The sequence below is a fragment of the Burkholderia cepacia genome (genome assembly GCF_001039005.1).
GTDB lineage: Bacteria > Pseudomonadota > Gammaproteobacteria > Burkholderiales > Burkholderiaceae > Burkholderia > Burkholderia theae.
Map to the genome: position 1 here is coordinate 80,433 of NZ_LDWR01000010.1, position 23,671 is coordinate 104,103.

The 23,671-nt window shown below is 65.1% G+C and carries 25 protein-coding genes and 1 pseudogene; 14 read left to right on the forward strand and 12 right to left on the reverse strand.

The window, feature by feature from the left end; all coding sequences use genetic code 11:
* Positions 1 to 21 precede the first annotated feature (21 nt).
* The 5 genes from VL15_RS04980 to VL15_RS05000 all read right to left on the reverse strand — a co-directional run bounded on the left by VL15_RS04980 (position 22) and on the right by VL15_RS05000 (position 3,818).
* Positions 22 to 780, reverse strand: coding sequence for a DUF3658 domain-containing protein (locus VL15_RS04980; protein ID WP_048243584.1), 759 nt, complete (start codon positions 778 to 780; stop codon positions 22 to 24).
* A 312-nt stretch (positions 781 to 1,092) separates the two neighbouring features.
* A complete protein-coding gene (locus tag VL15_RS04985; RefSeq protein WP_048243586.1) occupies positions 1,093 to 1,821 on the reverse strand; it encodes a class I SAM-dependent methyltransferase in 729 nt (242 codons plus the stop codon).
* 55 nt (positions 1,822 to 1,876) lie between these two features.
* Positions 1,877 to 2,458 carry an HD domain-containing protein gene (locus VL15_RS04990; RefSeq protein ID WP_048243588.1) on the reverse strand — a complete coding sequence of 194 codons (582 nt, stop codon included), beginning with the start codon at positions 2,456 to 2,458 and terminating at the stop codon, positions 1,877 to 1,879.
* Between the two features lie 79 nt (positions 2,459 to 2,537).
* Positions 2,538 to 3,095: a helix-turn-helix domain-containing protein gene (locus tag VL15_RS04995; RefSeq protein WP_048243590.1), complete on the reverse strand. Its 558-nt coding sequence runs from the start codon at positions 3,093 to 3,095 to the stop codon at positions 2,538 to 2,540.
* 84 nt (positions 3,096 to 3,179) lie between these two features.
* Positions 3,180 to 3,818: a hypothetical protein gene (locus tag VL15_RS05000; RefSeq protein WP_048243592.1), complete on the reverse strand. Its 639-nt coding sequence runs from the start codon at positions 3,816 to 3,818 to the stop codon at positions 3,180 to 3,182.
* Positions 3,819 to 4,170: 352 nt separating this feature from the next.
* Between VL15_RS05000 and VL15_RS05005 the strand changes: the two genes are divergently transcribed.
* The 3 genes from VL15_RS05005 to VL15_RS05015 all read left to right on the forward strand — a co-directional run bounded on the left by VL15_RS05005 (position 4,171) and on the right by VL15_RS05015 (position 7,225).
* Positions 4,171 to 5,574, forward strand: coding sequence for an HdeD family acid-resistance protein (locus VL15_RS05005; protein WP_048243593.1), 1,404 nt, complete (start codon positions 4,171 to 4,173; stop codon positions 5,572 to 5,574).
* 94 nt (positions 5,575 to 5,668) lie between these two features.
* On the forward strand, positions 5,669 to 6,247 hold the full coding sequence (locus VL15_RS05010; protein ID WP_048243595.1) for a hypothetical protein: 579 nt from the start codon (positions 5,669 to 5,671) through the stop codon (positions 6,245 to 6,247).
* A gap of 246 nt (positions 6,248 to 6,493) precedes the next feature.
* Positions 6,494 to 7,225 carry a ribonuclease T2 gene (locus VL15_RS05015; protein WP_048243597.1) on the forward strand — a complete coding sequence of 244 codons (732 nt, stop codon included), beginning with the start codon at positions 6,494 to 6,496 and terminating at the stop codon, positions 7,223 to 7,225.
* A gap of 66 nt (positions 7,226 to 7,291) precedes the next feature.
* Here the strand turns inward: VL15_RS05015 and VL15_RS05020 are convergent, their stop codons facing one another.
* Complete coding sequence (locus VL15_RS05020) at positions 7,292 to 8,752, reverse strand: fatty acid desaturase family protein (RefSeq protein ID WP_048243599.1); 1,461 nt, start codon at positions 8,750 to 8,752, stop codon at positions 7,292 to 7,294.
* Positions 8,753 to 8,814: 62 nt separating this feature from the next.
* Between VL15_RS05020 and VL15_RS05025 the strand changes: the two genes are divergently transcribed.
* The gene (locus tag VL15_RS05025) at positions 8,815 to 9,525 is read left to right on the forward strand and encodes a hypothetical protein (RefSeq protein WP_048243601.1); all 711 of its coding nucleotides are present in this window, start codon (positions 8,815 to 8,817) and stop codon (positions 9,523 to 9,525) included.
* 9 nt (positions 9,526 to 9,534) lie between these two features.
* On the forward strand, positions 9,535 to 10,650 hold the full coding sequence (locus tag VL15_RS05030) for a hypothetical protein (protein WP_048243603.1): 1,116 nt from the start codon (positions 9,535 to 9,537) through the stop codon (positions 10,648 to 10,650).
* Here the strand turns inward: VL15_RS05030 and VL15_RS05035 are convergent.
* The gene (locus VL15_RS05035) at positions 10,638 to 11,537 is read right to left on the reverse strand and encodes a hypothetical protein (protein ID WP_048243605.1); all 900 of its coding nucleotides are present in this window, start codon (positions 11,535 to 11,537) and stop codon (positions 10,638 to 10,640) included. The two genes, VL15_RS05030 and VL15_RS05035, sit on opposite strands and share 13 nt — an antisense overlap.
* Positions 11,534 to 12,421 (reverse strand): metal-dependent hydrolase, encoded by an 888-nt coding sequence (locus tag VL15_RS05040; RefSeq protein ID WP_048243606.1) that lies wholly within the window; start codon positions 12,419 to 12,421, stop codon positions 11,534 to 11,536. The genes VL15_RS05035 and VL15_RS05040 overlap by 4 nt, the downstream gene beginning before the upstream one ends.
* A gap of 95 nt (positions 12,422 to 12,516) precedes the next feature.
* On the opposite strand from VL15_RS05040, the gene VL15_RS05045 reads away from it, so the two are divergent.
* From VL15_RS05045 to VL15_RS05055, 3 genes are read left to right on the forward strand one after another with little or no spacing between them, the layout of a single operon-like run.
* Positions 12,517 to 13,455, forward strand: coding sequence for a fatty acid desaturase (locus VL15_RS05045; RefSeq protein ID WP_048243608.1), 939 nt, complete (start codon positions 12,517 to 12,519; stop codon positions 13,453 to 13,455).
* On the forward strand, positions 13,455 to 15,053 hold the full coding sequence (locus VL15_RS05050) for a GH3 family domain-containing protein (protein ID WP_048243611.1): 1,599 nt from the start codon (positions 13,455 to 13,457) through the stop codon (positions 15,051 to 15,053). Before VL15_RS05045 ends, VL15_RS05050 begins: the two co-directional genes overlap by 1 nt.
* A gap of 4 nt (positions 15,054 to 15,057) precedes the next feature.
* Positions 15,058 to 16,194, forward strand: a complete 1,137-nt coding sequence (locus VL15_RS05055) for an aromatic ring-hydroxylating oxygenase subunit alpha (RefSeq protein ID WP_230684341.1) — start codon at positions 15,058 to 15,060, stop codon at positions 16,192 to 16,194.
* A 32-nt stretch (positions 16,195 to 16,226) separates the two neighbouring features.
* Here VL15_RS05055 and VL15_RS05060 read toward each other — a convergent pair whose 3' ends face one another.
* Together VL15_RS05060 and VL15_RS05065 are read right to left on the reverse strand one after the other, a co-directional pair.
* A complete protein-coding gene (locus tag VL15_RS05060; RefSeq protein WP_048243612.1) occupies positions 16,227 to 17,180 on the reverse strand; it encodes a fatty acid desaturase family protein in 954 nt (317 codons plus the stop codon).
* A 181-nt stretch (positions 17,181 to 17,361) separates the two neighbouring features.
* Positions 17,362 to 17,997 (reverse strand): cysteine hydrolase family protein, encoded by a 636-nt coding sequence (locus VL15_RS05065; RefSeq protein ID WP_048243620.1) that lies wholly within the window; start codon positions 17,995 to 17,997, stop codon positions 17,362 to 17,364.
* Between the two features lie 334 nt (positions 17,998 to 18,331).
* On the opposite strand from VL15_RS05065, the gene VL15_RS05070 reads away from it, so the two are divergent.
* Together VL15_RS05070 and VL15_RS05075 are read left to right on the forward strand one after the other, a co-directional pair.
* The gene (locus VL15_RS05070; protein ID WP_048243624.1) at positions 18,332 to 18,718 is read left to right on the forward strand and encodes a VOC family protein; all 387 of its coding nucleotides are present in this window, start codon (positions 18,332 to 18,334) and stop codon (positions 18,716 to 18,718) included.
* A gap of 182 nt (positions 18,719 to 18,900) precedes the next feature.
* On the forward strand, positions 18,901 to 19,410 hold the full coding sequence (locus VL15_RS05075; protein ID WP_048243628.1) for an AAA family ATPase: 510 nt from the start codon (positions 18,901 to 18,903) through the stop codon (positions 19,408 to 19,410).
* A gap of 174 nt (positions 19,411 to 19,584) precedes the next feature.
* Here VL15_RS05075 and VL15_RS05080 read toward each other — a convergent pair whose 3' ends face one another.
* Positions 19,585 to 20,100, reverse strand: a complete 516-nt coding sequence (locus tag VL15_RS05080) for a hypothetical protein (protein WP_230684343.1) — start codon at positions 20,098 to 20,100, stop codon at positions 19,585 to 19,587.
* A gap of 397 nt (positions 20,101 to 20,497) precedes the next feature.
* A pseudogene (locus VL15_RS39615) lies at positions 20,498 to 20,650 on the reverse strand (phage integrase N-terminal SAM-like domain-containing protein); the annotation flags it as partial.
* A gap of 88 nt (positions 20,651 to 20,738) precedes the next feature.
* On the opposite strand from VL15_RS39615, the gene VL15_RS39620 reads away from it, so the two are divergent.
* From VL15_RS39620 to VL15_RS05095, 4 genes are all read left to right on the forward strand, one after another.
* The gene (locus VL15_RS39620; RefSeq protein WP_080970723.1) at positions 20,739 to 21,017 is read left to right on the forward strand and encodes a hypothetical protein; all 279 of its coding nucleotides are present in this window, start codon (positions 20,739 to 20,741) and stop codon (positions 21,015 to 21,017) included.
* A gap of 32 nt (positions 21,018 to 21,049) precedes the next feature.
* The gene (locus VL15_RS05085; protein WP_155420122.1) at positions 21,050 to 21,976 is read left to right on the forward strand and encodes a hypothetical protein; all 927 of its coding nucleotides are present in this window, start codon (positions 21,050 to 21,052) and stop codon (positions 21,974 to 21,976) included.
* Positions 21,977 to 22,379: 403 nt separating this feature from the next.
* Positions 22,380 to 22,781, forward strand: a complete 402-nt coding sequence (locus VL15_RS05090; protein WP_048243638.1) for a hypothetical protein — start codon at positions 22,380 to 22,382, stop codon at positions 22,779 to 22,781.
* Positions 22,782 to 22,955: 174 nt separating this feature from the next.
* Entirely contained in the window at positions 22,956 to 23,321 is a 366-nt protein-coding gene (locus VL15_RS05095) for a hypothetical protein (protein WP_048243641.1), read from the forward strand.
* Positions 23,322 to 23,671: the final 350 nt, after the last annotated feature.

Consider the following 23,671-nt stretch of genomic DNA (forward strand, 5'->3'; position numbering starts at 1 on the left):
GCGATTGCGCGGAAGTGTGATTTACGGGGGCGCCAGCCGTATCTGGGTTTGTGTAATGTCTGAGTCAGTCTGTTTTTCTATGATGCCTTTCGTGGCTAGCTGCTCAAGTCGCTGGTACAGAAAAATGTCGCCTGGAAATTGCCGGCGCTCGGCATGGAGGTGTTCCATTGCGCGCAGTACTGGTAACGGAGAGGGCTCCCAGTCGATTGCAACGGAATCGATGATGTATTTGTCGAAACTTGATGACGCGAAGGACTGGAGTTTTCCAGTAGGGTTGATTAACCTGAAATCGGAATTTTCATTGATCAACGTATTCCATTCTTGAATGTACGCGTCAATTTCTCTCGCCCCATTTATAACGGCGTGATCGAGGGATTCGATAGGATTCTCGGAGCTCGGTGATGTCGACGTAAAGTGAGTGCTGTTGTGCGGAATCAAGGAGAATTGACGCGGCCTGCTTGTGCTCACCCAGTGTAGAAAATTTGCATACTCATCGGATGAAGATGCGTGTATCCACGCGTAAATTTCCTTGGGCTCATCGAGGGAAGTAGGCGGGTTGTCAGTTATTGGATTTTTGGGCGTATAGCCAAAATGTTCGATAAACCACGATGTAAACGTTTGGGTGCTGCGGTTCTTGAGTGGCCCGAAGTGCCAGTCCCCATTAATGAGAATGCATGAATCAGTTTGTTTTTTTGTTGAAACTACAGATGAGGCGGCGTCGAAGGCAGCCTCTGAAAATGTCACGTGAAGTACTTTTGTATGAGATGTGTTGGGGCTCATGGAGGTGCCTCGGGTGTGATTTTTTTAATTTGAAGAATGTTAGGTGGTTTTTCAATCAATTATTTTTTTGAGATTGATGAATTGTTTCTAAGCGTCAAATTGCAAATTTTGTTAAATTAATTTGAGATTGATTTTTTGTTTTATCACAATGGTTCGGGAAGACGCGCCGACTCAAGAGCATCACGGCGCTTAAGTCGTGTGGGAGTTGTGCTGAATTGTGCGAATACCGCCACGGAGCAGGGGCCGGGCGGCGTCATAGTTGCGATCAGTGAAGGCAGCGAGCGAAGGCCCGCGCGCGTACCGCGCTCCGCGTTACCGCTGCGCGGCGACGATCGCCATCATCGGCCGGTCGCGTTCCTCGTCGAGCGCGGGCATCGCTGCGACCTGTTCCGGCGTCGGCCCCCATTCGTCCAGGTGCGTGAGCGTGAAGCCGCTGCCGATCAGCAGGTTCACGAGCGTGCCGAGCGTACGGTGCTGCTTGACGACGCCCGGCGCGAGCCAGTCGGTCACGCGTTCGCCTTCGCGCTGGTAGCCGTCGAGCGGCCAGCACCGGTTGCCCTGCGCATCGACGACGAAGCCGGGCCGGCGCGGCGCCGTGTAGACCGGATGCTCGATCGAGAACACGAGCCGTCCGCCCGGCACGAGCGCGCGACGGATCGTGCGCAGCAGCGTGTCGAGGTGCGCGATGTAGTGGAACGCGAGCGAGCTGTACGCGAGATCGAACGCGGCATCCGGCAGCGCGAGCGTTTCGAGGTCGGCGCGGCGGTACGTGATCGCCGGGTGCGATGCGGTCGACGCCGCGCGTTCGAGCATGCGTTCGGACACGTCGACGCCGAGCACGCTCGCCGCGCCCTGGTCGGCTGCCCAGCGGCTGAACCACCCGTAGCCGCAACCGAGATCGAGGACGTTGCGGCCGCGCAGGTCCGGCAGCAGCGCACGCAGCGCGGGCCATTCGGGCGCGCCGTCGAGGCCGTGGATCGAGCGGTTCAGGCGGCTGTAGCCTTCGAAGAAGGCCGGGTCGTCGTAGATATTCTGCGTCATGCGGAGGGCCTCGGGCGAGCAGGACGCGCGGTGTCGCGCGCCCGATACCGCGAGCTTACGCGGGGTGCCTGCCCGCGTCGATCCTGCGTTGCGTATCGGCGTCGACGATGTCGCGGATCGCACTGAACAGCGGCGCGGCGTCGGTATAGCGCCGGCCGTAGCCGAGATTGAACGCGTAGTCGAAATCGGGCGGATTGCTGCCCTGGTTGTGCTGCAGGATCGTTTCCAGCTTGTCGAGCGCCTTCGCCGCGCGCGCTTCCGGCGACGCGGCCGCCTCGTATTCGTCCCACAGCGCGACGATCTCGTCGCGTAGCACGCGATCGAGCGGCGCCGTCAGCGTCAGCAGATCATCGCGTTCTTGCGCGCTTTTGTCGGGGTGCGCGGCTTGCTCGATCGCGGGGATGTCGCCGTGCAGCGCCTCGCCGAGATCGTGGACGACGCACAGCTTCAGCAGCTTCAGCGTATCGATGCCGGGCAGCGCGTCGGCGAACACGAGTGCCATCAGGCACAGCCGCCAGCTGTGCTCGGCCGTGCTTTCCGCGCGTCCGGCCGACGTGTGGCCGCTGCGCAGCACATCCTTCAAGCGTTCGGCTTCGCGCAGGAAAGCGAGCCGCGCGTGGATCGTATTGGGATTCATGATCGGAGTCCTTGCGATGAGCACGCAAGCGTAAGCCGGCCGCGCGCAATTCGTCCACGCATGAAATATGCGCGGCGCGCTAGAGCGTCTCGACGAGCCGCGCGGCCGAACCATCCGACAGCGTCATCCGCGTCCAGCGGCACAGGCTGCCGCGGATCGGCACGACGCGCGACGCATTCGCGCCGGTGTCGAACTCGACGCTTGGCGGCCCCGCGTGGTCGTGCCAGCCGAGCGTGTCGAGCGCGGCCTCCATGTGGACGATCTCCGGCGTCGCGTAGCGCCACAGCGACGTGCCGAGCAGCATCGGCAGCGGCTGCGAGAACTCGGCCGCGCGCGCGGGTGAAGAGGCGAGCAGGCGATGCGTGAGGTCGCACACGAGATGCATGCGGCCCGTGCTGCCCGCGATGAGCCGCGCAAGCGCGTGGTCGCCCGCGGAATCGAGGCGCGCGGCGAGCAGCCGCTCGGCCGTCGCGCGCTCGTCGGGCGACATCTGCTGGATGCCGGCCTCCCAGCGCGAGATCGTCGATTGCGCGACGCCGAACAACTCGGCTGCGTGGTTCTGCTTCACGCGGTGCAGCAGGCGCCAGCGTTTCAGTTGCGGGCCGAGCAAGGGCGCGTGAAGCGGTGCTGCGGTCATGGCGATGCTCCGGTTGCGGTCGTTGTGTGCGCTCGCGTGCCGCGGGCTGTCGACGTCGGCACGGCAGGAGCGCCGCGCGCGCCGTTACATGATCCGGAGGCCGCCGTTTGCGTGGATCGCGATGGCCGCGAACGGCACGAGCACGATCCCGCCCAGCACGAGCACGCCGTCGGCGGCAACGGTGATCGGCGTGGCGAGAATTCGCAGGCCCATGCCGACGACGGATGGCGATTCCTTGATGGATACCGAGTACTGCTTGTTGAACGGCTGCGTGACTCCCTTGTCCTTCGTGGCGAAGCCTTCCGTCGAGTAGCGTTTGCCGTCGATGTCGCCTTCGAGCACGAGACCGGCTGGTTCGGCGACGAATCCGTCGGCGGCGGCCGCCTGTCGATCGTCGTCCGACGCGTCCTTCGGCAACACGATCCGGTAGTGGCCGGTGACGCTGCCGCCGGTCGCATGAAAGCCGGCAAACGTCGTGTGCACCGATTTCCGGTAGCCAGACAGCAGTACTGGCCGCAATTGGGCCGGCAGATCAAAGATGTAGTGGTAGCGCATGCCGAGGACGACCAGTTTCTTGCCGTCCTCGGAAATCATGAATCCGGATACGTATTCGCTGTATGCGTCGTCCTTGTACAGCTTCGGCGTGAAACAGCCCGACAGCGCAAGGCTGCTCGCGGCGACGCTGGCGGCCAGCAGGCGCCGGCGCGTGATCGATGTGCTCATTTCTTGTTGTCCCGTCCGGTGCGGCTCGGTTCAGTGGCTTTCGCCCTCGGAAGCCGGATTCTCGCGTATCCGCCGTGCATTGTCGAACGGGAAATCTGCCACGGCAGCATTGCCGATTGCACCGTATCAGGCGCTGCAGGCCCGCCGAAAACGTTTTCTTCAGGCTTTCAACCGGCTCCGCCATATCTTATTATTCGGCGAGAGCGGCACGTGCCGGCCGCCATCGGTCATGTCGATGGCATGACGCGCCGGCCCGTATTGCCGCCTTTCGAGCGATGCGTTGCACGGCGCGCGATCGACACGACAGGAAACGCGAGGCCGCGCGTTTCCTGAAAAATGAGACGAGGGCGCGATGGTACGACTGATCCTGCTGCTGCTGGGCATCGAATATCTGCGCACCCGCTGGCGCGGGCTGACCGTGCTCGGTTGGCTGTGGGTCGTCGCCGGCGTCGTCATCTTCGTCGACGCGCTCGACGGCGCGCTGCATTTCCCGATCGAGCTGTTTGCATGGCTGTTCCTGATCGAGGGGCTCGCGACGCTCGCGGTGGCCGGCAGCGGCGTCGGCGGGCAGCGCATCCTGCGCTACGTGAAGGGGATCGTGGTCGTGGTGGCCGCGGGGCTCGTGTTCGCGGGGCATCACCACGGCCACTTCCTGCTGTCGATGATCTTCGGCACGCTGTTCCTCGTCGACGGATTGCTGCAGTGCACATCCGCATGGATGGTGCGCTACCGCCGCTGGAACGTCGCGTTTGCGTGGGGTGTGGTCGAGATCCTGCTGGCCGTGTTCTTCTTCCAGCCGTACCCGACGCACTACGTGGGCACCGTGCCGTACTGCCTCGGACTGCTGCTGATATTCGGCGGGATGCACATGCTGAGTCTCGCCGCGCGCGTGCGGCGGCTGACGCGCAATCCCGCATTCGCGACGTCGCCCGCGCCGGCGCTTGCACCCGACCTCGACGATGCGCGCGACCGGCCGCGTTTCGCGCAATCGGAATGGGACGGCCCGCCGGCCGACGGCGAGCATGCGCTCACCGTGCACGTGTGGACGCCGGCCGGCACGTCGAAGGCCGAAGCGCAGCGCTATCCGGTGATCGACCGCTACATCGCGGCGGTGGACGTCAACGGCGTGATCTCGACCGGACATGCGGCGCTGGAGTCGCCGGAGGGCATCTACATCAGCCTGTATCCGGGCGTCGAGATCGATCGTTCTCCGGACGAATTCACGCGTATCCTGCGCGCAACCCGTGAAAACGACGTGCCGGGCCTGTTCCAGCCCGACTACGCGACCGAGTCGAACGCGTGGTGCCCGTCCACCGTGCGCGTGCGCATCCGCAACTACGATCCGGCGAAGCTGGACGCATTCTGGTCGTCGTACCGGCAGAACGTGACGTACAACCTCACTTACCGCAACTGCTCGAGCACCGTGTCGAACGCGCTCGAAGCGGCGCTCGACGGCGCGGTGTGGCGGCTGAAGGGTGCGGGTGCCGGGTGGGGCGCGTTCGTGCGGCTGCTGCTCACGCCCGAGCTGTGGGTCGCCGCACAGATCCGCAAGCGCGCGGTGACGATGGCATGGACGCCCGGGCTCACGCTCGACTATGCGCGCGCGCTCAGCATGCTCGCCGACCCGCGGCCGTTCGCGTGGTGGAAGGTTGCACGCTCGGCGGTGAAGGCGATCATGGCGTCGCGCCGCGCGTGGCGCGAGCAGGACAGCGCGGCGCTGTCGTCCGGCGGATCGGAGGCGGCGTCGATGAAGTGATCGCGTGGCGCCGGACGAGGGCCCGGCGCCGCAGGGCTAGCCACTTTACGGCCCGGCGATGTTGCCCGTTATAAAAACCCACAGACGAACAAAAATGAACAAGACGAGAGCTTTCCGCATCCTGATTCCCGTTTCGCTGGCGCTGGCGAGCGCCGGCCTCGCGCATGCGGCCGAAGACGAGGTGCCGCGCATGAGCAACGACGTGTACCGGACGTCGGTGTCGTTCTGCTCGAACGTCGCGGCCGACGACAAGATCGAGTGCCAGGGCGACATGATCGCCGCGGGCAGCCGGATCGTCGCGGCGATCGGCGGCCTGCCGCCGGCCGCCGCCACGTCGATCGACGAAGGCGCGCGCGACAGGCTGCCCGCGGCGGAGCGCAAGGGCCTCGTGCCCGTCGAGCCCGCCGCGATCGACAAGGACGACGATCTCGCGGGCCTGGCCGGCATGGTGCGCTTGTGCGACGTCTACGAATCCGAGCCGGCGTCGCGCGCACGGCATCATGCGGCGCTGAAGCAGAAGGCACCGGACGCGGCGCCGCGCGTCGAGGCGTTGCTGGCCGATGCGTCGCCGGCGGCGCGCCAGCGCGTCAGCGTCGGCGTATGGCAGATCCTCGCGCTCGAAGGCCCCGAATCCTCGGCGCGTGCGTGCACGCAACTGGGCGCCGGATCGTGAGCGACGGCGTGCTGCCTGAACGGCGGCACGCGTCAACGGTGTGCCGTATCGGGCAGGACGCGGAATCGGTTCCTGCGCTGGCGTTCCGCTCGGGTATCGAGCGGAACGCCAGCGTGTGACCGCGCCACAGCACATAATTCGGCCACCTTCACATTCGTGCCATGTTGCGGTTGCAACAATCGCGGGCAGACATTCGACAATCTTGCGGCGCATCCCGCGACCGCAAGCCTTTTCCGAGGAAACGCCATGCTCAAGACGCTCGCCCGCGCCGCTGCCGCACTCGCTGTCGCATCCGCCTCGCTGCACGCCACCGCGCAGTCCAGCTACGACTACTTGCTGCTCGCCGCCTCGTGGGAGCCCGGCTTCTGCGCGTCGCACGACACGCCCGAATGCACGAACCTCGCCGGCTCGTATGCGGCGACGAGCCTGTCGCTGCATGGGCTGTGGCCGAACCGCTATGACGGCAACCAGCCGTTCTACTGCGGCGTGCCGCAGAGCGACATCGACCTCGACAACGCGCACCAGTGGTGCAGCATGGATGCGTACCCGCTCAGCAGCGCGACGCGCAACACGCTGTCGACGTACATGCCGGGCGTCGCGTCGTGCCTCGACAAGCACGAATGGTTCAAGCACGGCACCTGTTCGGACTCGGCGTCGCCCGATGCATACTGGAACCAGGCGGCCGGCATGATCAGCCGCCTCGGCAACACGTCGTTCAACGCGTACCTGCAGGCGAACGCGGGCAAGACGGTGACGCGCAACCAGTTGCTGTCCGCGTTCGAAGGCGCGTTCGGCAGCAATACGCGCAGCGCGGTGTCGCTGAAGTGCACGAAGACGAATGGCGTCAGCTATTTCACCGAAGCGTGGATCGCGGTGAAGACGAGCGCGACCACACAGTTCCCGAGTGCCGCGTCGCTCGTGACGGACGGCAATACGCAGGGCACGTGCCCGACGTCGGGTGTGTATATCGCGAAGTAACGGGGAAGGTGGTCGGCGCTGTCCAACCTGCATCGGCGTGCGCGACATCGCGCACGTCGTCGTCGGTCACCGCTTCGGCGGAATGCCCGACCACAGCAGCCCGGCCAGTTCCGGTGCGTCGAGCTGATGCTCGTCGCCCGCGACCGTGTCGGGCAACGCATGCCATGGCACCGCCGGGTTGCGGTGATGCTGCAGATGCAGGTTGATGTGATACGGCCACACGAACACGCGGCCGATCCATCCGGTTCGCCATGAATACGTCCAGTCGGCCCAGCCCGGTGTCGCATGCGGGCCGCCGCTGTGCTCGGCCATGCTGCGGATCTTCTGCAGCAGCACCGACAGCGTGAGCAGCGGCGCGAACCACAGCGCCGCGACCAGCAGGATCGTCCGCGCGGAACAGGCCCACACGAGCAGCACGACGATCGCCACCCAACCGGCCGCGGCCAACTGAAACGGCTGGCCGAGCCGCGTGTTCTGCCCGCCCGCGCGCCGGAATGCCGCCATGTTGCGCACCATGTTCAGCACGAACAGATCGCCGAGGAACTGCCGCGCGAGCGGCCACGCATCGAGCGGCCGGAATCGCCACGGCTGGTCGTGATAGAGGAACTGGCGCTCGGGATCCTGCGCGGTGCCGAGATGGCGGTGATGCGCGAGATGCAGCGGCCGGTAGAACTCGACGGGTACGAGCCCCGGCACGCCGATCGCCAGGTTGATCAGGAAATCGTTGACACCGCGGCGGCGCGTGACGTGATAGTGGGCCGCGTCGTGATACAGGATGAACAGCGCGTGCTGCCGCGTCGCGACGACGAGCACGGCAAGCGCATACAGGTACCACGCGCCGAGCGCGACGGCCACGCGGATCGCAACGACGATGCACGCCCATTCGAGCAGCGCGGCTGCCATCGTGCGCAGGTCGGCGTTCGCGCGACGCAAAGCGAGCGTCGCCGCGCCGGCCGCGATGCCGACCGCGCCGCCCCATGCGACCTCCACGGCGCGATGCTGGCCGGTGGTCAGCACCGTCACCATCAGCAGCGCGCTCCATGCGACGAAAAGCACGGCGGTTCGCCGTCGCAGCGCCAGCAGCACGATTGCGATCGCGACCGGCAGCGCGACGTGCCCGCTCGGCGACGCGGCAAGCGGCGTGTCGATTCGTTGCAGCCACGCGATCCAGTCGCTGTCGGCGGCCGGCCATGCGACGGCGGTCGGATGCAACAGATGGGATACGAGGCAAAGGCCCGCCGCGAGCGCGCCGGCGAAGAACGCCGGCAGCAGCCATGCGCGGCCGCGTCCGAGCCATACCAGCGCGGGCATCACGAAGAGGTAGCTCAGGTAGAGCGGTACGGTGCCGGGCAGCACCGGAATCGCGCGATCGAATGCGCTCGCCGAAATCGCCGTAACCGGCCCGAGCGGCATGTGCGTGACGAAGCGGTAGAGCGCACCCGTCACGACGAGATAGGCGATGAGCAGCAGCCATGGCCGGGCGATCGGCGTGTCGTTCGCATCCTGGCGGGCAAGGACCTGGGACATGGCGGGAGCGGGCGGGTAACGGGCTATCATAGCAAGGTGTTCAGTCTTGCAGGAGTGCCCCGATGGAGTTGCGTGCCACTGCCGTCGAACGTGCGGCCTTGGGCCCGGACGACATCGACCGGATGTTCTCGTTGTATGCGGCATCGTATTGCGACACGGTGCGTGCGCAGTTCGACCGCGACCTCGGCGACAAGACGCACTGCATCGTGCTGCGCGACAGCGGCGGCGCGATCCAGGGCTTCTCGACGCTGAAGCAGTACGAGACGCACTGGCGCGACGCGTCGATCCGCGTGATCTTTTCCGGCGATACGATCATCGATCCCGCTCACTGGGGCACGCAGCATCTCGCGTTCGCGTGGATCCGCCACGCGGGCGACGTGTGGCGGCAGGCGCCGGCCGTGCCGCTGTACTGGTTCCTGATCTGCAAGGGGCATCGCACCTATCGCTACCTGCGCGCGTTCGCGCGCGACTACGCGCCGCGCGCCGACAATTTGACCGCACCGGCGACGCAGGACCTGATGGATTACCTGGCCGCCAGCCGCTACGGGCACGCGTACGATCCGGCCACCGGTCTCCTGTCTTTCGACATGCCGCAGGGCCGGCTGACACCCACGCTCGCGGAGGTGCCGGTCGCGCACCGGCGGCTCGCCGACGTCGACTACTTCCTTGCCCGCAACCCCGGCTATGCGCAGGGCAACGAACTCGTGTGCCTGTGCGAACTGTCCGCGTCGAACCTGCGGCCGCTCGCGCGCCGGCTGTTCGACGGCGCGTGAGCCGCACGCATGCGGATCCGTCTCGCGCAACCGGCCGACAACGCGCGCATCCTCGATTTCCAGGCGCGCCATGCGATGCAGGGCAGCCTGCCGCTGCGCTTCGATCGCGCACCCGACTACTTCGCGCTGCATCGCTGCCACGCGCCGCATCATGAGGTATGGCTCGCGGAGGGCGAGCAGGCGGCGCTGAAGGGGCTCGCGAGCCTCGTCGTGCGCGACGGTTATCTCGGCGAGCGCGCGCAGCCGGTCGCCTATCTGGGCGATCTGCGCCTGATGCCCGACCGGCACCTGTCGCGCGAGTGGACCGACTCGGTGCGCGACCGCTTCGCGACGCTGCGCGCCGAAGCCGGCGTGCAGCACGCGTACTGCTGCATGATTCGCGACAACCGGCTCGCGGTGCAGTCGCTTGCGCGGTCGCGGCGCGAGAACCGGTTGCGCTTTTCTCATTGGCACGGCTACGAGAATGTGTCGGTCTACGCGCAGCGCGGGTTGTCGTCCGCGCCGCACAACGCGCTCGGCGTCCGGATCGTCGACGCGCAGCCGCATCACGCGGACGCGCTGCGCGCGTTTCTCGATGCCGAATCGCGTCGCCAGCCGTTCGGTAGCGTGTTTTCCGCGGACGAGTTCGCGCGCCGGCTCGACACGTGGCCGGCGTTCGGCATCGGTTCATTCCTGCTGGCGCTCGACGCGCGCGGCAACGTGCTCGGCTGCGTCGCGCCGTGGGATGCCGGCGACATCAAGCGGATCGTGCTCGAACGGCTGCCGTTGCCGCTGCAGGCGATCCGTGTCGCATTCAACGCGCTTGCGCCCGCGTTGCGCCGCCCGCGCATCGCGGCACCCGGCGAGCCGCTGCGCGATGTCTACCTGACGCACCTGCAGGTGCGCGACCGCGATCCGTCCGTGTTCGCGGCGCTGCTCGATGCCGCGTGGCTGCGCGTGCGCAACGGTCATGCGCTGATGCAGCTGTGCCTGTACGACGACGATCCGCTATGGCCCGCGCTCGCGCGCTATCGCGCGGCGCGTACGCCGATGGATCTCTATACGCTGTCGACCGGCGAGCCGGCCGAGCCGATCGACGGCCTGCTGGCCGGCCGCGTGCCGGGCTTCGAGATCTACCTCGTCTGACCGCGCGTGACGTGCAGCAGGTCGGCGAGCGCGAGCCAGAAGCGGCCGGCGTCGAAGCCGAGCCCGCCGAGCACGGGCTGGCCGTGATCGAGCCGCGGCAGGCAGATTTGCGGGATGCCGGCCATCACCTGATGTTCGAGATAAAACTGCCCGTCGTGCGCGCAGCCGGGACGATGGCCGTTCAGCCGCCCATGGTGCGAATCGAAACGCGTGGACGCTTCGACGGACCAGCTCACGCCATGCACGAGATGCAGGTCGCGCGGCAGCGCCGCGAGCATCGCGCCGACACGAGGATCGCGCCGGCTGCTGATGTCGCGCGTGCCGGCGTTCGCCCAGCGCGTGCGCAGCAGGCGCTGCGCGATGCGGTCGGGCCACGGCGCGGCCACGTGCAGCGGCACGCCGTGACGGAAGATCGTGTCGACGATCGCGGACGGGCCGCACGGCGGCTGCACGAGCGCGATGCCCGCGCAACGCGCCGACAGCGCCGGATCGCCGACCAGCGCGGCGAGCGTATCGATGCCGCCCTTGCTGTGCGCGAGCGCGACGAATTCGCCGCCGGCCGGCAGGTGCGTGCGCAGGTACGGTCCGATATGCGCACCTTGATCGAACACGCCGCGCGCGGAACGCACCGGCACCGTCAGCACGCGATAGCCGGCCGCGCCGAGCGTCTGCCGCGCGCCGCGATTGCAGCCGGGCAGCCATTCCGAATACAGGCCGGCGACGAGCACGATCGTCGTCGTCAGTGGCAGCCGGGCGGTGCGTCGCGTCCAGCCGTCGATGAACGCGTCGGTCCGGTCGAGCGGCGCTTCAGCTCGTGCGAACGGCGTCGCAGGATAGTGGCGGCGCCAGTCGTCGAACCCGTCGGGCGTCCACGGCGCGCGCGTCATGCGTGCGACTCCGGTTCGCGTTCGGAGGTGGCCAGATACGGTTCGAGCGCGATGCGCGCCGCGCGCAGCGCCGCGTCGCTATCGATGCGATCGGGATGGAAGCGCGGCGAGAACCAGGCCAGCCACAGCGGCATCACGCGCGTGAAGATGCCCGGCGCGACGAACAGCCAGCGCAGCAATTGCAGCCAGCCGCGCACATTCCACGTCTGACCGTCGACCGCGACGAGCCGGTGCACGAAAAAGATCAGGTCGACCACGAAGTAGACCGAGATCCCGAGCATCGCCGCGCAGCGCACGACATAGCGCCGCGCCGCGTTCGGCATCGCCGCCGTGAACACGTCGAACGCGACGGTCTTGTGTTCGGTTTCCTCGATCGCATGCCAGCGCCACACGGCCGCCATCGTCGGATCGGCGCCGTCGAGGATCGCCGGGTCACTCAGCAGGCGGTGCGCGAGGATCGTCGTGTAGTGTTCGAGGCACGCCGTCAGCGCGAGCCGCGTGACGGGCGACACCTGGCGCGCGGCGTTGCGCTGGCGTTTTTCGAGCAGCGCTTCGAGCGCGTCGACCGGCACGCGCTGCGACGCGAGGCGCGCGTTGTAGAGCCGGTGCACGCGTATATGCGACGCCTCCTGCCGCACGAACGCGTCGACGTCGGCCGCGAGCGACGCATCGCCGCCGACGCGGTCGCGAAACGGCCGCACGCTTTCGATGAAGAAGCGCTCGCCGAGCGGGAACATCACGGAAAACGCGTCGAAGAAGCGCGTGACATGGCAGGTGCCGCGATACCAGAAGCGCGGAATGCGTGCGTCGATCGCGAAGTGCACGTCGCGCGGCGGCATGCGCGACGCGGCGTTGGCGGCGGGGGCGCGGCGAAACGGACGCATGCTAGTTCGGCCCCGTCGGGGACGGGGCGCGAGCCGTTTTCGGCGGCTGACGCATCTGTTGTATCCTCCCGTGCAAACAACCGCCATTCCGAGCCATGAACCGACCGAGCGCGCAGGCCGCTGCGGCGCAGACCCGACGTTACGATCGCGCGAACCTGTGGGTGCTCGCGCTGCAGAGCATGGTGTGGGCCGGCACGCTCACCTGGCTTTCGCATACGAGTGCCGGTGCGATCAAGTGGCTCGTGCTCATCCCGTTCTGCCTCGTGATGCAGGGCGTATTCTCGATGATGCACGAAACCTTTCACGGGTTCGGGCATCGCCGGCCGATCGCGAATTATATGATGATGTGGTGGGCGTCCACGATGTTCGGTGCAGCCGCGACGCTCATTCACGTGAACCATCTCGGCCATCACGTGCGCAACCGCACGCGCGCCGAGCGCGCTGATTTCGCGACGGCGGACGAATCGCTGCTGCGCAAGCGTATCGAATACTACGCGGCGATCCTCGGCGGCATCTGGCTCGGCAGTTTCGTCGGCAGCTTCGTGCTCGCGCTGGTGCCCGGCCGCACGATGCAGCAGCTTGCCGCGCGCGGCGACGACAACACCTACGCGGCCGCCTTCAAGGAATTCACGACGGCCGACTTCCGCCGCATCCGCTACGAAACGCTGGCCGCCGTCGGCGCGTGGCTGCTGGCCGGCTGGTTGCTCGACTGGTCGGCGTCGGCGGTGCTGATCGCGTATGTCGCGTTCGCGTTCTCGTGGTCGTCGCTGCAGTGGGTGTACCACATGCGCACACCGCTCGACGTCGTCGAAGGCACGTACAACATGCGCGCGCCGACGCCCGTGCGCTGGCTGCTGCTGAACTTCAACTACAACCTGACGCACCATCGCCGGCCCGCGCTGCGCTGGCAGGACATGCATGCGGCGTCGGACCAGCGCGAGACGCGACCGCTGTGGTACGGCTGGCTCACGATCTTCGCGCCGCCGCGCCGGCTGCCCGACGATCTCGCGCAACTCGACAAGACCTATTTCTGATGGACGCCTCCGCCCGCAGCCCGGCCGACGCATGGCGCACGTTCGCGCGCGCCGCGCAGCCGGACGTCGACCGCTGGCTGGCGAGCCTCGAGGCGCCGGGCGACGCGCAGGCGCAACGGCTGATGGCGCTGCTCGCCGCGAACCGCGATACGGCGTTCGGACGCCGCTTCGGCTTCGACCGGATCGACAGCCCCGCGCAGTTCCGCGAGCGCGTGCCGGTGCATGCGGCCGCCGATTTCCTGCCGTGGCTCGAACGTGTGTCGCACGAACCGGAACCGGTGCTGACCGCCGAGCGCCCGGTGTTCCTCGAACGGACGAGCGGCAGCACTGCGCGCCAGAAGCTGATTCCGTACACCCCCGCGTTCCTGCGCGAATTGCAGGCCGCGATGATCGTGTGGCTGGCCGACATGCATCGCGCGTGCCCGGCGCTCGGGGAAGGGCGTGCGTACTGGTCGATGTCGCCACCGTTGCAGGGGCCCGGCGTTGCGCCGAACGGCATTCCGGTCGGCTCGGCGAGCGATCTCGATTACCTCGGCGACAGCAGCGCGGCCGCGCTCGCGTCGACGCTGCTGGTGCCGCCGCTGACCGGCGACGTGTCGACGTGGCGGCGCGAGACGCTGCGCGCGCTGGTCGCCGACGAAACGCTCGCGCTCATCAGCGTGTGGAGCCCGACGTTCCTGACGAGCGTGCTGCGTCCACTGTTCGATCGCGACGATGCCGACGGCGCGCGCGACCTTGCATGGGTCGATGCATCGTTGCCGGCCGCGCGCCGCGCGGCGCTGCGCCGTGCGATCGCGGATGGCGATTGCCGCGCGCTGTGGCCGCGTTTGGCTGCCGTGAGCTGCTGGCTGGACGGCCCGAGCAAGCACTACGCCGATGCGTTGCGTCTGCGGTTCCCGGGTGTGCAATGGCTACCGAAGGGGCTGTTCGCGACCGAAGGCGTCGCCAGCATTCCGTTCGGCGCGGGCGACGGCTGCCCGCTCGCGATCGGCAGCCACTACCTTGAGTTCGTGCGCGACGACGGCAGCGTGTGCGACGCTGAAGGGCTGCAATCCGGCGATGAAGTACAGGTTCTGCTGACCACGGGTGGCGGGCTCATGCGCTATGCGCTCGGCGATCGTGTCCGCGTGGTCGGCATGACCGCGCGCACGCCGCGCATTGCGTTCGTCGGGCGCGCGGCGGCGAGCGTCGATCTCGTCGGCGAGAAGCTCGACGAGCAGATTGCGGCCGATGCGCTGAATGAGGCGCGCGCGCAGCACGGCGAACTCGGCGCGTGCATCGTGCCATGCACTACGCGGGAAGCGCAGCCGCACTATGTGTTGTGTATCGCAGGCGAGATTGGCGATGACGCAGCCGACGCGTTATGCGCGGCCGTCGAAGCGGCGCTGGCGCAGGCGTTCCATTACGCGCATGCACGCCGCATCGGCCAGCTTGGCCCGCTGCGCGTGCGACGGCTGGGCGAATCGCCGACGCGGCTCGGCGACTTGCTGCAGCATGCGGCCGAACGCGCCGGCATCCGCGCGGGCGACGTGAAGCCGTGCGTGCTCGTGACGCGGCTGCCGGTGGCCGACGCGCTGCTCGCGATGACGGATGAATGACCCGATGAACGACATGATCGAACCAAGCGGATGCGGGCAGGATTGCCCGTCGCGCGACGCGGCGCACGCGCACGAACCTGTGCCGCCGGCCGACGGCCTGCACGAGCAATGGTTCGTCGCATGCACCGAACGTGAGCTTCCGCGCGACAAGCCGCTCGGCGTCCGGATTCTCGATACCGGCATCGTGCTGTTCCGGCAGCGCGACGGCCGGATCGCCGCGCTGATCGACCAGTGCGTGCATCGCGGCACGCGCCTGTCGGCCGGCAAGGTCGACGGCGATGCGCTCGTTTGCCCGTATCACGGCTGGCGCTACGACGGCGAAGGGCAGGTCGTCCATGTGCCGAGCATCGACGGCACGCGGCCGACCGGCACGCCCGGCCGTTATCCGTTCCGGCAGCGCACGTTGCCCGTGCAGCTGCTCGACGGGCTAGTCTGGGTGTATCTCGGCGCTGGCGACCCGTCGGCGCGCGCGATCTTCCGGATGCCGTTCCGCGACGCCGCGCCGTGGCAGTCGTACTACATGGTCAACACGTTCGACGGCGACATCGCGATGCTCGCGCAGAACTTCATGGACGTGCCGCATACGGTGTTCGTTCACGACGGGATCTTCCGCAGCAGCCGCGGCCAGGCGATGGAAGCGACGGTCGCGGCGATGCCGGACAGCGTCGCCGTCACCTACCACGACGGCGACGACAAGATCGGCTTCTGCCTCGACTGGCTCACGAACCCCGATCGCGTGCCGCTCGCGCACGTCGACCGCTTCATCGCGCCGAACGTGACGCGCTGCGACTACCTGTGGGGCGAGCGTTCCGGGTTCCTGATCGTCAGCCAGATCACGCCGATCGATGCGCGCCGCTCGCGCGTCTACACCTATATCGCGTATCGCTTCCGGCTGCCGCACTGGCTGCTGCGCGCGCTGCGGCCGCTGCTGAATCTGTATACGCACCTCGTGATCCAGCAGGACGTGCGGATCATGCGCGCGCACCGGCAGGGCCTCGACAACGCGTCGGGGTTCCGCCCGCACAACGTGCGCGCCGATATCGTGCATGTCGCGATCGACCGGCTGCTCGACGCGGTGAAACGCGGCGAGCCGCTGCCGGCCGAACAGTGCGGCGAGAAAGTGATGCGGTTCGAGCTGTAGGCGCGGCATGCGGGGCCGCGTGGTGAGAGCGTCTAGAGCGCGGGGCCAGCCGGGTCCGGCCGGGGCGGCGCGAACGCGATGCCGTCCGTCAGATGGCGGTGCACGGCCGGCAGATGCTCGAGCGCGAGTGCCGGATACGCGTGATGCACCTGGTGATAGCCGATGTTGCGCGGATACAGCACGAGCTTGCCGATCCAGCCGAACGTCATCGTGCGCGTCATCCGCCAGATCGATTCCGGCGAGCGTTCGTCGATCTCGACGTGGTCGTGTTCGAGCAGCACGCGGTTCGCGTTCATGATGCCGCCGACGATCCACGGCAGTCCGTAGTACGTGAAGAACGGCAGGTCCCAGTGCACGACGGCGGCGATCGCGAGCAGATAACCCGCGCAATGCGGCAGGTCGGCGCGCGCGCATGCGATGACTTCGGGGTGACGACGCAGATCCTGACGCGAGCGGTCCTGCATGAAGCCGCGTGCGTACCACGGCCGGAACGCGGGCCATGCGAGCGCGAGCGGCGCCATCAGCGCGCGCAGCGGCCACCAGACCGGCAGCAGCGCGCCGCGCAGCATCATCGCGCGTTGCGCCCAGCCGCCGCGTGCGGCCAGCCGGTGCAGGTACGGATCTTCGGCGGTGCCGACCGCGCGGTGATGGCGCAGGTGGTGATAGCGCATCGCGGCGATCGACGAGCCGATCGTCCAGCCGGCGAGCGCCTCGACGAGCGCGAGCGGCAGCGTCATGCGCCGCGCGGGAATATGGCACGCGTCGTGCAGGATCACGCCGAATGCCTGCAGCCGGCCCGCGATCAGCAGCACGGCGGCGACATAGACGAACGGATTCGGCACGAAGCGGATCGCGGCCCAGCACAGCAGGATGCCGAGCCAGTCGACGCACGCATAACGGACGAGCCGCCACGGCCGCGCGCCGGCCGCGAACGGTAGCGTGCGGTTCAACTCGGCAGGCGTCGGCAGGGCGGATGGGCTGGGCATTCGGTGAGGTCGGGCGCGCCGTCGACGGCGCGCATGCAGGCATATCGGTCGGCAATATACACCGGTTTCGGGCGACGAGCGCGAGCAGTTCCTGGCCGGCATCGATTTCATTCTGGCGGGCATTGGAACCGCCCGGTAAGCCGTTTTTGTGCGGGCGGTTCCGGGAGATGCTGCGGGTTCGTTACCCGAGCAGCCGCAACGCGTCCGCGAGCGACAGTACCGTCGTGCGCGATTCGAACGCGGTGGAGAACAGGTGCTCGTGGACGACCGGGTCCGGGTCGTAGCAGCAGTCCTTGACCGTATACAGGCGGAAGTCCGCGTCGCTCGCGTAGCCGATCGACGACAGCATCACGCCGGTCGACGCGATGCCGACCATGATCAGCGAATCGACGCCTTGCGCGACCAGCCGTGCCTGCAGATCGGTGCCGAAAAACACGCTGGCGCGGTGCGCGACGATCAGCGGCTCGTCGGCCCGCCGGCCCAGCTCCGGCGACGGGCCGTCGTCGATGAAGAGGCCGAGCTGCTTGATGCCTTGCCCGTTCTTGTTGCGCGGGCTGACTTCCGGATAACCGGGGCTGAACCGGAGATTGGCGAACCAGACGCCGACGCCGCCGGCCCGCGCCGCGTCGCATAGCCGGCGCGTATTGGCGAGCAATTCGGGTGCGGCCGACGGAAAGAGTCCGAGGATGTCGGTCTGGTAATGCATGACGAGCAACGCGGTGCTTGACGGCACGATGGCGCGAATCGGCGCGGATGGGTTGTCGCCGGGGTTCGTGAGGGTTGCCGTTGCGATATCCGGTGCGTTTTGCCGAGTCATGAGCGAGGGTCTCCGATAGCCTGCGGGGAATTTCAGCGTCCCCGATTTGTACCTGAAAATCGGGTCGGCCGCCGATGCGATTTTCGTAGGGGCATTTTGCCGCGTCGCGCGGTGGCCTCTGTCATACCGGTGCCCGGTTTCCGCACGGCCGCAATATACTGGCATGCGCTTTATCGACCAACGGTCGGTTGCGGTAGTGCGACGCCGATGTCGATGGTCGGCTGCGACTGCTCGCCGCTGCCGGCTTGCCGTTTTCGCGCGGATCGTGCCCGAAGCGACAATGCCCGGCGCGATGCCATTTCATGTCACGTTGCGCCAACACGAGCCACACGTCATGCCAGTTACCGGATTCAATCACTACAATCTGCGGGCAGATCGGTCGACACTCGATGTGCTCCGCGATTTCTATGTCGACATCGTCGGCTTGCAGGAAGGGTTTCGCCCGCCGTTCAAGAGCTTCGGGTATTGGTTGTATGCGGGCACGCAGACCGTGCTGCATCTGACGGAAGCGTGGCCGGGCGAGTCGCGCCCGTCAAACGTTGCCAATACGTTTGATCACGTAGCGTTTTCCTGCGACGGTCCCAGCGAAATGGCGCTTCATCTGACCGAGGCCAACGTGGAATTCACGCGTGAGTACGTTCCGCTCACGGGCCAGATTCAGATTTTTTGCCGCGATCCGGCAGGCAATGGCGTCGAGTTGAATTTCGCGCAAGCCGAATGAGCGCGCCGGGCGTTTGCCTTCGAGTGACGCATCCCGCGTTGGGTTTGCGCCGGGGCTGACGTGGGCGGTTCGACCGCGGCATCGAAATCAATGACATCCGGCGATCGGGTCGCGCTGCCGCGACAACGCCGGGCCAATTAACCAGCGCCACTTCGGCGCTCGACCTGGAGGCAGGGAATTTCATGGCAGTGGTACATATCGTTTTTGGGCCGCAAGGTGCCGGCAAGTCTACTTACGCGCGTACGCTCGCAGTCTCGTCCGGCGCGACGCGTTTCTCGATCGATGAGTGGATGGCACAGCTGTACGGCCCGGATCTTCCGGAGCCGGTTGAATTGAACTGGCTCATGGAGCGAGTGCAGCGCTGCGAGAGTCAAATCTGGCGCACTGCCGAGCAGATCGCGAAAAATGGCGGGAACGTCATTCTGGATCTCGGTTTCATGAAGGCGCGAAGTCGTTCGGCGTTTGCTGATCGAGCCAGGGACGCCGGTATTTCGAGTGAGCTGCACTATGTCACCGCGCCGCATGACATCCGGCGCGGTCGTGTTCTGACAAGGAATTCAGAAAAGGGCGATACGTTTTCGTTTGAGGTTTCGCCTGCCATGTTCGACTTCATGGAAAAGGAATTCGAAGATCCGACGACGCTCGAACTCGCATCGGCAACCGTGTTCAATTCTCATGTCCCGGCTGCATGATCGAGCGATCGGGCAGGCCTTGCTTGTTGGCACGGGTAGCGGAGCGGCAGGCGCTGGGCGCTCGGCTCCTGCACGCGAAGGCGGTGCGTGAATGTTTCGAGCGCCCGATTTACGGAAGGTCGGCAGTTCGATCGTTTTACGGAGCGTTTGCGGTGGCGCCTGTGATCATCTGCGCTAGTGCATCAGATCACAATGAATCTGCAGGCTTTCCGTTGCGTTGCGGTGAATCTGAAACCCTTGCCGTATCAGCGCGGCATGGAGCTCTGCAAGGGCCGAAGCGCATCGCCGTACGCGGCGCCGCTGCCAGAAAGGCGGCGTGAATACGCCCAGCGGCAACATCCGTACGCGACGACCGTTCAAACTAAATGAAACGTCGATATGCGTTCCATCGACATCGTGTCCATTGCTGCCGAAAATATCGGCCAACTCGTCGCATCGGGCGGGATAGAGTAAGCGGAACACGCCGATTCCCAGGGCGCGAAACCGGCGACGGGCAAAACCAAGACTGGACGCTTGCGGCTCGTAGCCTCGCGTCAGGATCAGGTTGATCTGCGCGGGCAACTCGGCCTGGATCGCCTGCAGCTTACCGAGGACGCGCGCATCCACGCGGACGTGCCGCGCGGGCCAGCGTGGCCGGATCTGCACACCCGCTTGAACACCACGAGTCAGCGTCAGCAAATTCAAATGCATCGTCAGATATCCGTGAGCGCGATGGGTAATAAGCGCGAGGATGGGAAGGGCGAACTGTCCATTGAGCGTGCCGGCGCGCGCCGATTTCGACCTGCGGTCGTGCCCGAGCCCGCTGCTTCAGAAAATCGACCGGCCCGAATAAGTCGTCAACCATTCCTAGGCCAAGGTCCCTGCGCTCCGAGTATTTAAACCAATGCTGGTCGGGTCAGAATATCGAGCGACTAGTGTACGTTGTCAGTTGCTCAGGCGCCTGAACGCTCGCGCTCTGGAAATATAAACTCTCATGTGATTCCTTCGGTACAGACCGGACGGGCGAGCGCCACGCCACCTTTGACGTCCGAGATGGCCAAAAGCGGTCAACTCAGCTTGCTACCCGATAGCGGTCAGCTAATGCCCGTGTGCTGCAATGTGCCGGTTCGTGAAAGCGAATAAAAGAGCGTACCCAATAGACATATACTTGCTCTGTGCTTAAGCTGTAGCGTTGGTACCGGAGGCGCTCACGCAATTGGTCCAAAACCTTGACCGAGCGCAACGGTGGCAGAGGTTCAATACTGGTTTCATGGAATGTTAATGTTGTGGTTTTTTACACAGCATAGTTCACAGGCGACGTAAGGCTGTAACTTGAACCGGACAACACGATGCAAATCAACTATGCACACTTGCGCGAGCGGTCCACCTCAGGTGGTTGGATCGATTTTGCTGTCTTTGAGGCACGTTCAACCAGCGGAACTGATTCTGCCAATTCAGAAGTACTCGCACGGTTGACAGCTAAGGCAAGAGCCGCGGGTCAGAAAATTGACCAATCCGCACTGGCTTTCCAAGAGGCCGGACGGATCAAGTTCTTTGGCGACAGGAAGCTGGTCGAATATCTCTCTAAAGCGGGTGTGCCTCGCTGGACTCATACGATCAATGACTAGTGATGCGCGCTACTTCTGGGGGAGGGGTTGCGATGTCGCGAAAGCCACCCGCTGTTGAGCGGAAACTGATCCTCGCGAAGGATCATCGACGAAAGTACGGCGTGCGGCTCACGTTTCAAGTTCGGCGCGCGGCTCACATCGGCGAGCTTGAGAGAGTCACGCTGCTTCTGCCTGATGGATCAGTGGCGACCATTCAGCCCGACGATGCATTCGACTTCGAAGTTGAAGGTGGCAAGTCCTACGACCTGACGGTTGAAGGTTTTCCCACAGCGAGCGATGCGGAAGCGGCGGGAATGCAGATGGCGCAAGCGCTGTTGCTGTGTGCGGTCAGCCTGGATTTCGGCCTGCGCCTTAGCTACATGTCTCATGAGCCGCCGACGGTCTTTGATAGAACGCTTTCCGCGGGTATGTTCGGTCTTGCCACTGGGTACACCAACTGGCCGCAAGACGTGGTGCTTTCTGAGTTCTGGAAGGCGATTGAGACGCCACTACGGGATCGAAGGTTGTTGCTATCGGTGGAGCTCTTTGCATCAGCCGCATTGGAGTCAAACGACCGTGCCCGGTTTGTGATGACCGTATCGGCACTCGAGCCGCTTGCGGTCCAGGATTCTCTTGGGCCTGAGGTGTCGGACGTCGTTGATGCGCTAGCTATTGAGCTTTCTACGAACGCAAGTATCCCGGCAGATCTCAAGGACTCTCTGAAAGGAAGGCTGCTTCAACTGAAGCGTGAATCGGTACGGCAAGCTTTGAAAAGGCATTGCCGCCGGTGGTTTCCCGACGATCTCGACGCTTGGAAGAGTCTCGATCACGCGTACGGGTTGAGAAGTGAATTGCTGCACGAGGGGAGACCGTCTGACCTTGACATTCTTCTTGCGGAACAAACGAGGACAGTCTCGAACTACCTGCGGGCTATCTATGAAAACGAGTTCGGATTGTCGTTTCGCGCACCAGTAGCATGATCCGTCTGATGAGACCCTATGAGGCGACCGCGCCCGGCTACCTAGCAGGTCGATCGACGCGGACGTCTTATCGGCGGGCTTCGCCCACCTACTGTCCGCTGGTCATCTCCGACGTTAAAGGGCTGCTTTCTCCAGGTCCCAAAGGCAGTTTTGGGTTGCGGATTCAACCCGTTATGGGCGGGACCGCACCGATAAACGCAAGAGTTGATTCCGGTCTTGGTCGAAACAGCGGCTGCCTGATCGTGGAGTAGTATTCCCCCATGTCCAAGTTTTGCTCGGTCTCTCCGGCGCATAGCCGACCCATCCGTGACGAGGGCGGCAAGCTCGCCAAAGGGTTTGGAAACTGCTTCAACGATACGTGTGGCAGCGTCGGCCGTGACGACGGCATTGATGGGAACGCATCATGTCAACCGAGTGGAAGCATCGCGTCAGACTGTTTATCCAGCGTTTTTGGCAGCCGACCAGTGCGTGCATGACCTGCATGCCGGGGAGCTGGGGCAATATCATGAGCCTTGCCCACTGGACCATTGCATTTCATACAGGTCTGCTTACTGGACTCCTGGCTGTATTTTTGACTTTCACGCCTGCTGCGAAACTCTACGCGCATCGATACGGCAATGCGCTGGTCGTTGGCCTCCTGACAACGTTGGGCGACGCCTACTCGCACACGAGTCACTACCGTATCCCCTACGTCGAGCACATCGTGACGGGGGCAATTTCAGGTCTCTTGACGCTGGCGGCCTCATATCTCTTCGAAGACCGCGCGCGACGCCTTCGGGCGGCATGGGCTCGGGTTTTCGGATAGCTTACCCGCTGACTTTCTGAACCCACCGGGCTAAACGGAAAGAGACTCCCCGGTGTGGCTACGCTTCATGATGCGCATGGACAACTGGAGCTCGCGACCGTTACATGCCCCAGCGTCAGGGCGCGGCTAGCAGCGGTCGTTTGACCCCGGCGCACGGATACAGACAAACGAGCCATGACAAATCTGATTCGATTCCGCGTTCGGCCGGTATTTCACGGTAGCGATCTTCTGGTCGAGGTACTTGAAGATCATCGCGCCGTTGATTTCCCAAGCGTCGCCGCGATCCTGCAAGATGCACTGCATGCTGTCCAGGTCCCGCATCCGGACGGCCTCGACGATCCCCGGGGCGCCTTGTCTCAGGACCGCTATTTCAGCTATTGGGCGTATGCTCGGGGCCACTATGAAATAGACGACGATATCTGGGGGCTGTTCGTCACCGCGTCGATCAACAACGCGTCCATCGTCGCGGACATCGAACAGGCACTCCTGTCGACAGGGAAATTCGTCAAAGAAGACGCGGATTTCGGCAAGTTCGAGTGAGTCGAAGCGATCCGGGGAAGCTTATGTAACGATAGCGAACGACTGCTCCGGGCGGCCAGCAAGCACCGTTTAGGGTCGATTGTTGCCGATGGCCGAATTCCCCATTGAGCGTGCCGGCGCGCACCGATATGAGTCTGCCGCCGTTGCGCCAGATGAGGTACGCTTGACTTCGCCATCTCAAAAAATCGACCTTTCCGTATAAGTCGTCCACCACTCCAACGCCAGCGTGCGTGCAGTCTGGAAATATAAACTCGCATGTGATCTTCGGTGCTGAGCGGACGGGCGAGCGCCATGCTCGCCTTTGACGTCCGGGAGACGTCCGAGATCAGCTGCGGATTCAACCGGTCGAT

Excerpts from the sequence above, each read along its gene's own strand:
- VL15_RS04980 (WP_048243584.1), bottom strand. The coding sequence starts at position 780 with ATGAGCCCCAACACATCTCATACAAAAGTACTTCACGTGACATTTTCA.
- VL15_RS04985 (WP_048243586.1), bottom strand. The coding sequence starts at position 1,821 with ATGACGCAGAATATCTACGACGACCCGGCCTTCTTCGAAGGCTACAGC.
- VL15_RS04990 (WP_048243588.1), bottom strand. The coding sequence starts at position 2,458 with ATGAATCCCAATACGATCCACGCGCGGCTCGCTTTCCTGCGCGAAGCC.
- VL15_RS04995 (WP_048243590.1), bottom strand. The coding sequence starts at position 3,095 with ATGACCGCAGCACCGCTTCACGCGCCCTTGCTCGGCCCGCAACTGAAA.
- VL15_RS05000 (WP_048243592.1), bottom strand. The coding sequence starts at position 3,818 with ATGAGCACATCGATCACGCGCCGGCGCCTGCTGGCCGCCAGCGTCGCC.
- VL15_RS05005 (WP_048243593.1), top strand. The coding sequence starts at position 4,171 with ATGGTACGACTGATCCTGCTGCTGCTGGGCATCGAATATCTGCGCACC.
- VL15_RS05010 (WP_048243595.1), top strand. The coding sequence starts at position 5,669 with ATGAACAAGACGAGAGCTTTCCGCATCCTGATTCCCGTTTCGCTGGCG.
- VL15_RS05015 (WP_048243597.1), top strand. The coding sequence starts at position 6,494 with ATGCTCAAGACGCTCGCCCGCGCCGCTGCCGCACTCGCTGTCGCATCC.
- VL15_RS05020 (WP_048243599.1), bottom strand. The coding sequence starts at position 8,752 with ATGTCCCAGGTCCTTGCCCGCCAGGATGCGAACGACACGCCGATCGCC.
- VL15_RS05025 (WP_048243601.1), top strand. The coding sequence starts at position 8,815 with ATGGAGTTGCGTGCCACTGCCGTCGAACGTGCGGCCTTGGGCCCGGAC.
- VL15_RS05030 (WP_048243603.1), top strand. The coding sequence starts at position 9,535 with ATGCGGATCCGTCTCGCGCAACCGGCCGACAACGCGCGCATCCTCGAT.
- VL15_RS05035 (WP_048243605.1), bottom strand. The coding sequence starts at position 11,537 with ATGACGCGCGCGCCGTGGACGCCCGACGGGTTCGACGACTGGCGCCGC.
- VL15_RS05040 (WP_048243606.1), bottom strand. The coding sequence starts at position 12,421 with ATGCGTCCGTTTCGCCGCGCCCCCGCCGCCAACGCCGCGTCGCGCATG.
- VL15_RS05045 (WP_048243608.1), top strand. The coding sequence starts at position 12,517 with ATGAACCGACCGAGCGCGCAGGCCGCTGCGGCGCAGACCCGACGTTAC.
- VL15_RS05050 (WP_048243611.1), top strand. The coding sequence starts at position 13,455 with ATGGACGCCTCCGCCCGCAGCCCGGCCGACGCATGGCGCACGTTCGCG.
- VL15_RS05055 (WP_230684341.1), top strand. The coding sequence starts at position 15,058 with ATGAACGACATGATCGAACCAAGCGGATGCGGGCAGGATTGCCCGTCG.
- VL15_RS05060 (WP_048243612.1), bottom strand. The coding sequence starts at position 17,180 with ATGCCCAGCCCATCCGCCCTGCCGACGCCTGCCGAGTTGAACCGCACG.
- VL15_RS05065 (WP_048243620.1), bottom strand. The coding sequence starts at position 17,997 with ATGACTCGGCAAAACGCACCGGATATCGCAACGGCAACCCTCACGAAC.
- VL15_RS05070 (WP_048243624.1), top strand. The coding sequence starts at position 18,332 with ATGCCAGTTACCGGATTCAATCACTACAATCTGCGGGCAGATCGGTCG.
- VL15_RS05075 (WP_048243628.1), top strand. The coding sequence starts at position 18,901 with ATGGCAGTGGTACATATCGTTTTTGGGCCGCAAGGTGCCGGCAAGTCT.
- VL15_RS05080 (WP_230684343.1), bottom strand. The coding sequence starts at position 20,100 with ATGCATTTGAATTTGCTGACGCTGACTCGTGGTGTTCAAGCGGGTGTG.
- VL15_RS39620 (WP_080970723.1), top strand. The coding sequence starts at position 20,739 with ATGCAAATCAACTATGCACACTTGCGCGAGCGGTCCACCTCAGGTGGT.
- VL15_RS05085 (WP_155420122.1), top strand. The coding sequence starts at position 21,050 with ATGTCGCGAAAGCCACCCGCTGTTGAGCGGAAACTGATCCTCGCGAAG.
- VL15_RS05090 (WP_048243638.1), top strand. The coding sequence starts at position 22,380 with ATGTCAACCGAGTGGAAGCATCGCGTCAGACTGTTTATCCAGCGTTTT.
- VL15_RS05095 (WP_048243641.1), top strand. The coding sequence starts at position 22,956 with ATGACAAATCTGATTCGATTCCGCGTTCGGCCGGTATTTCACGGTAGC.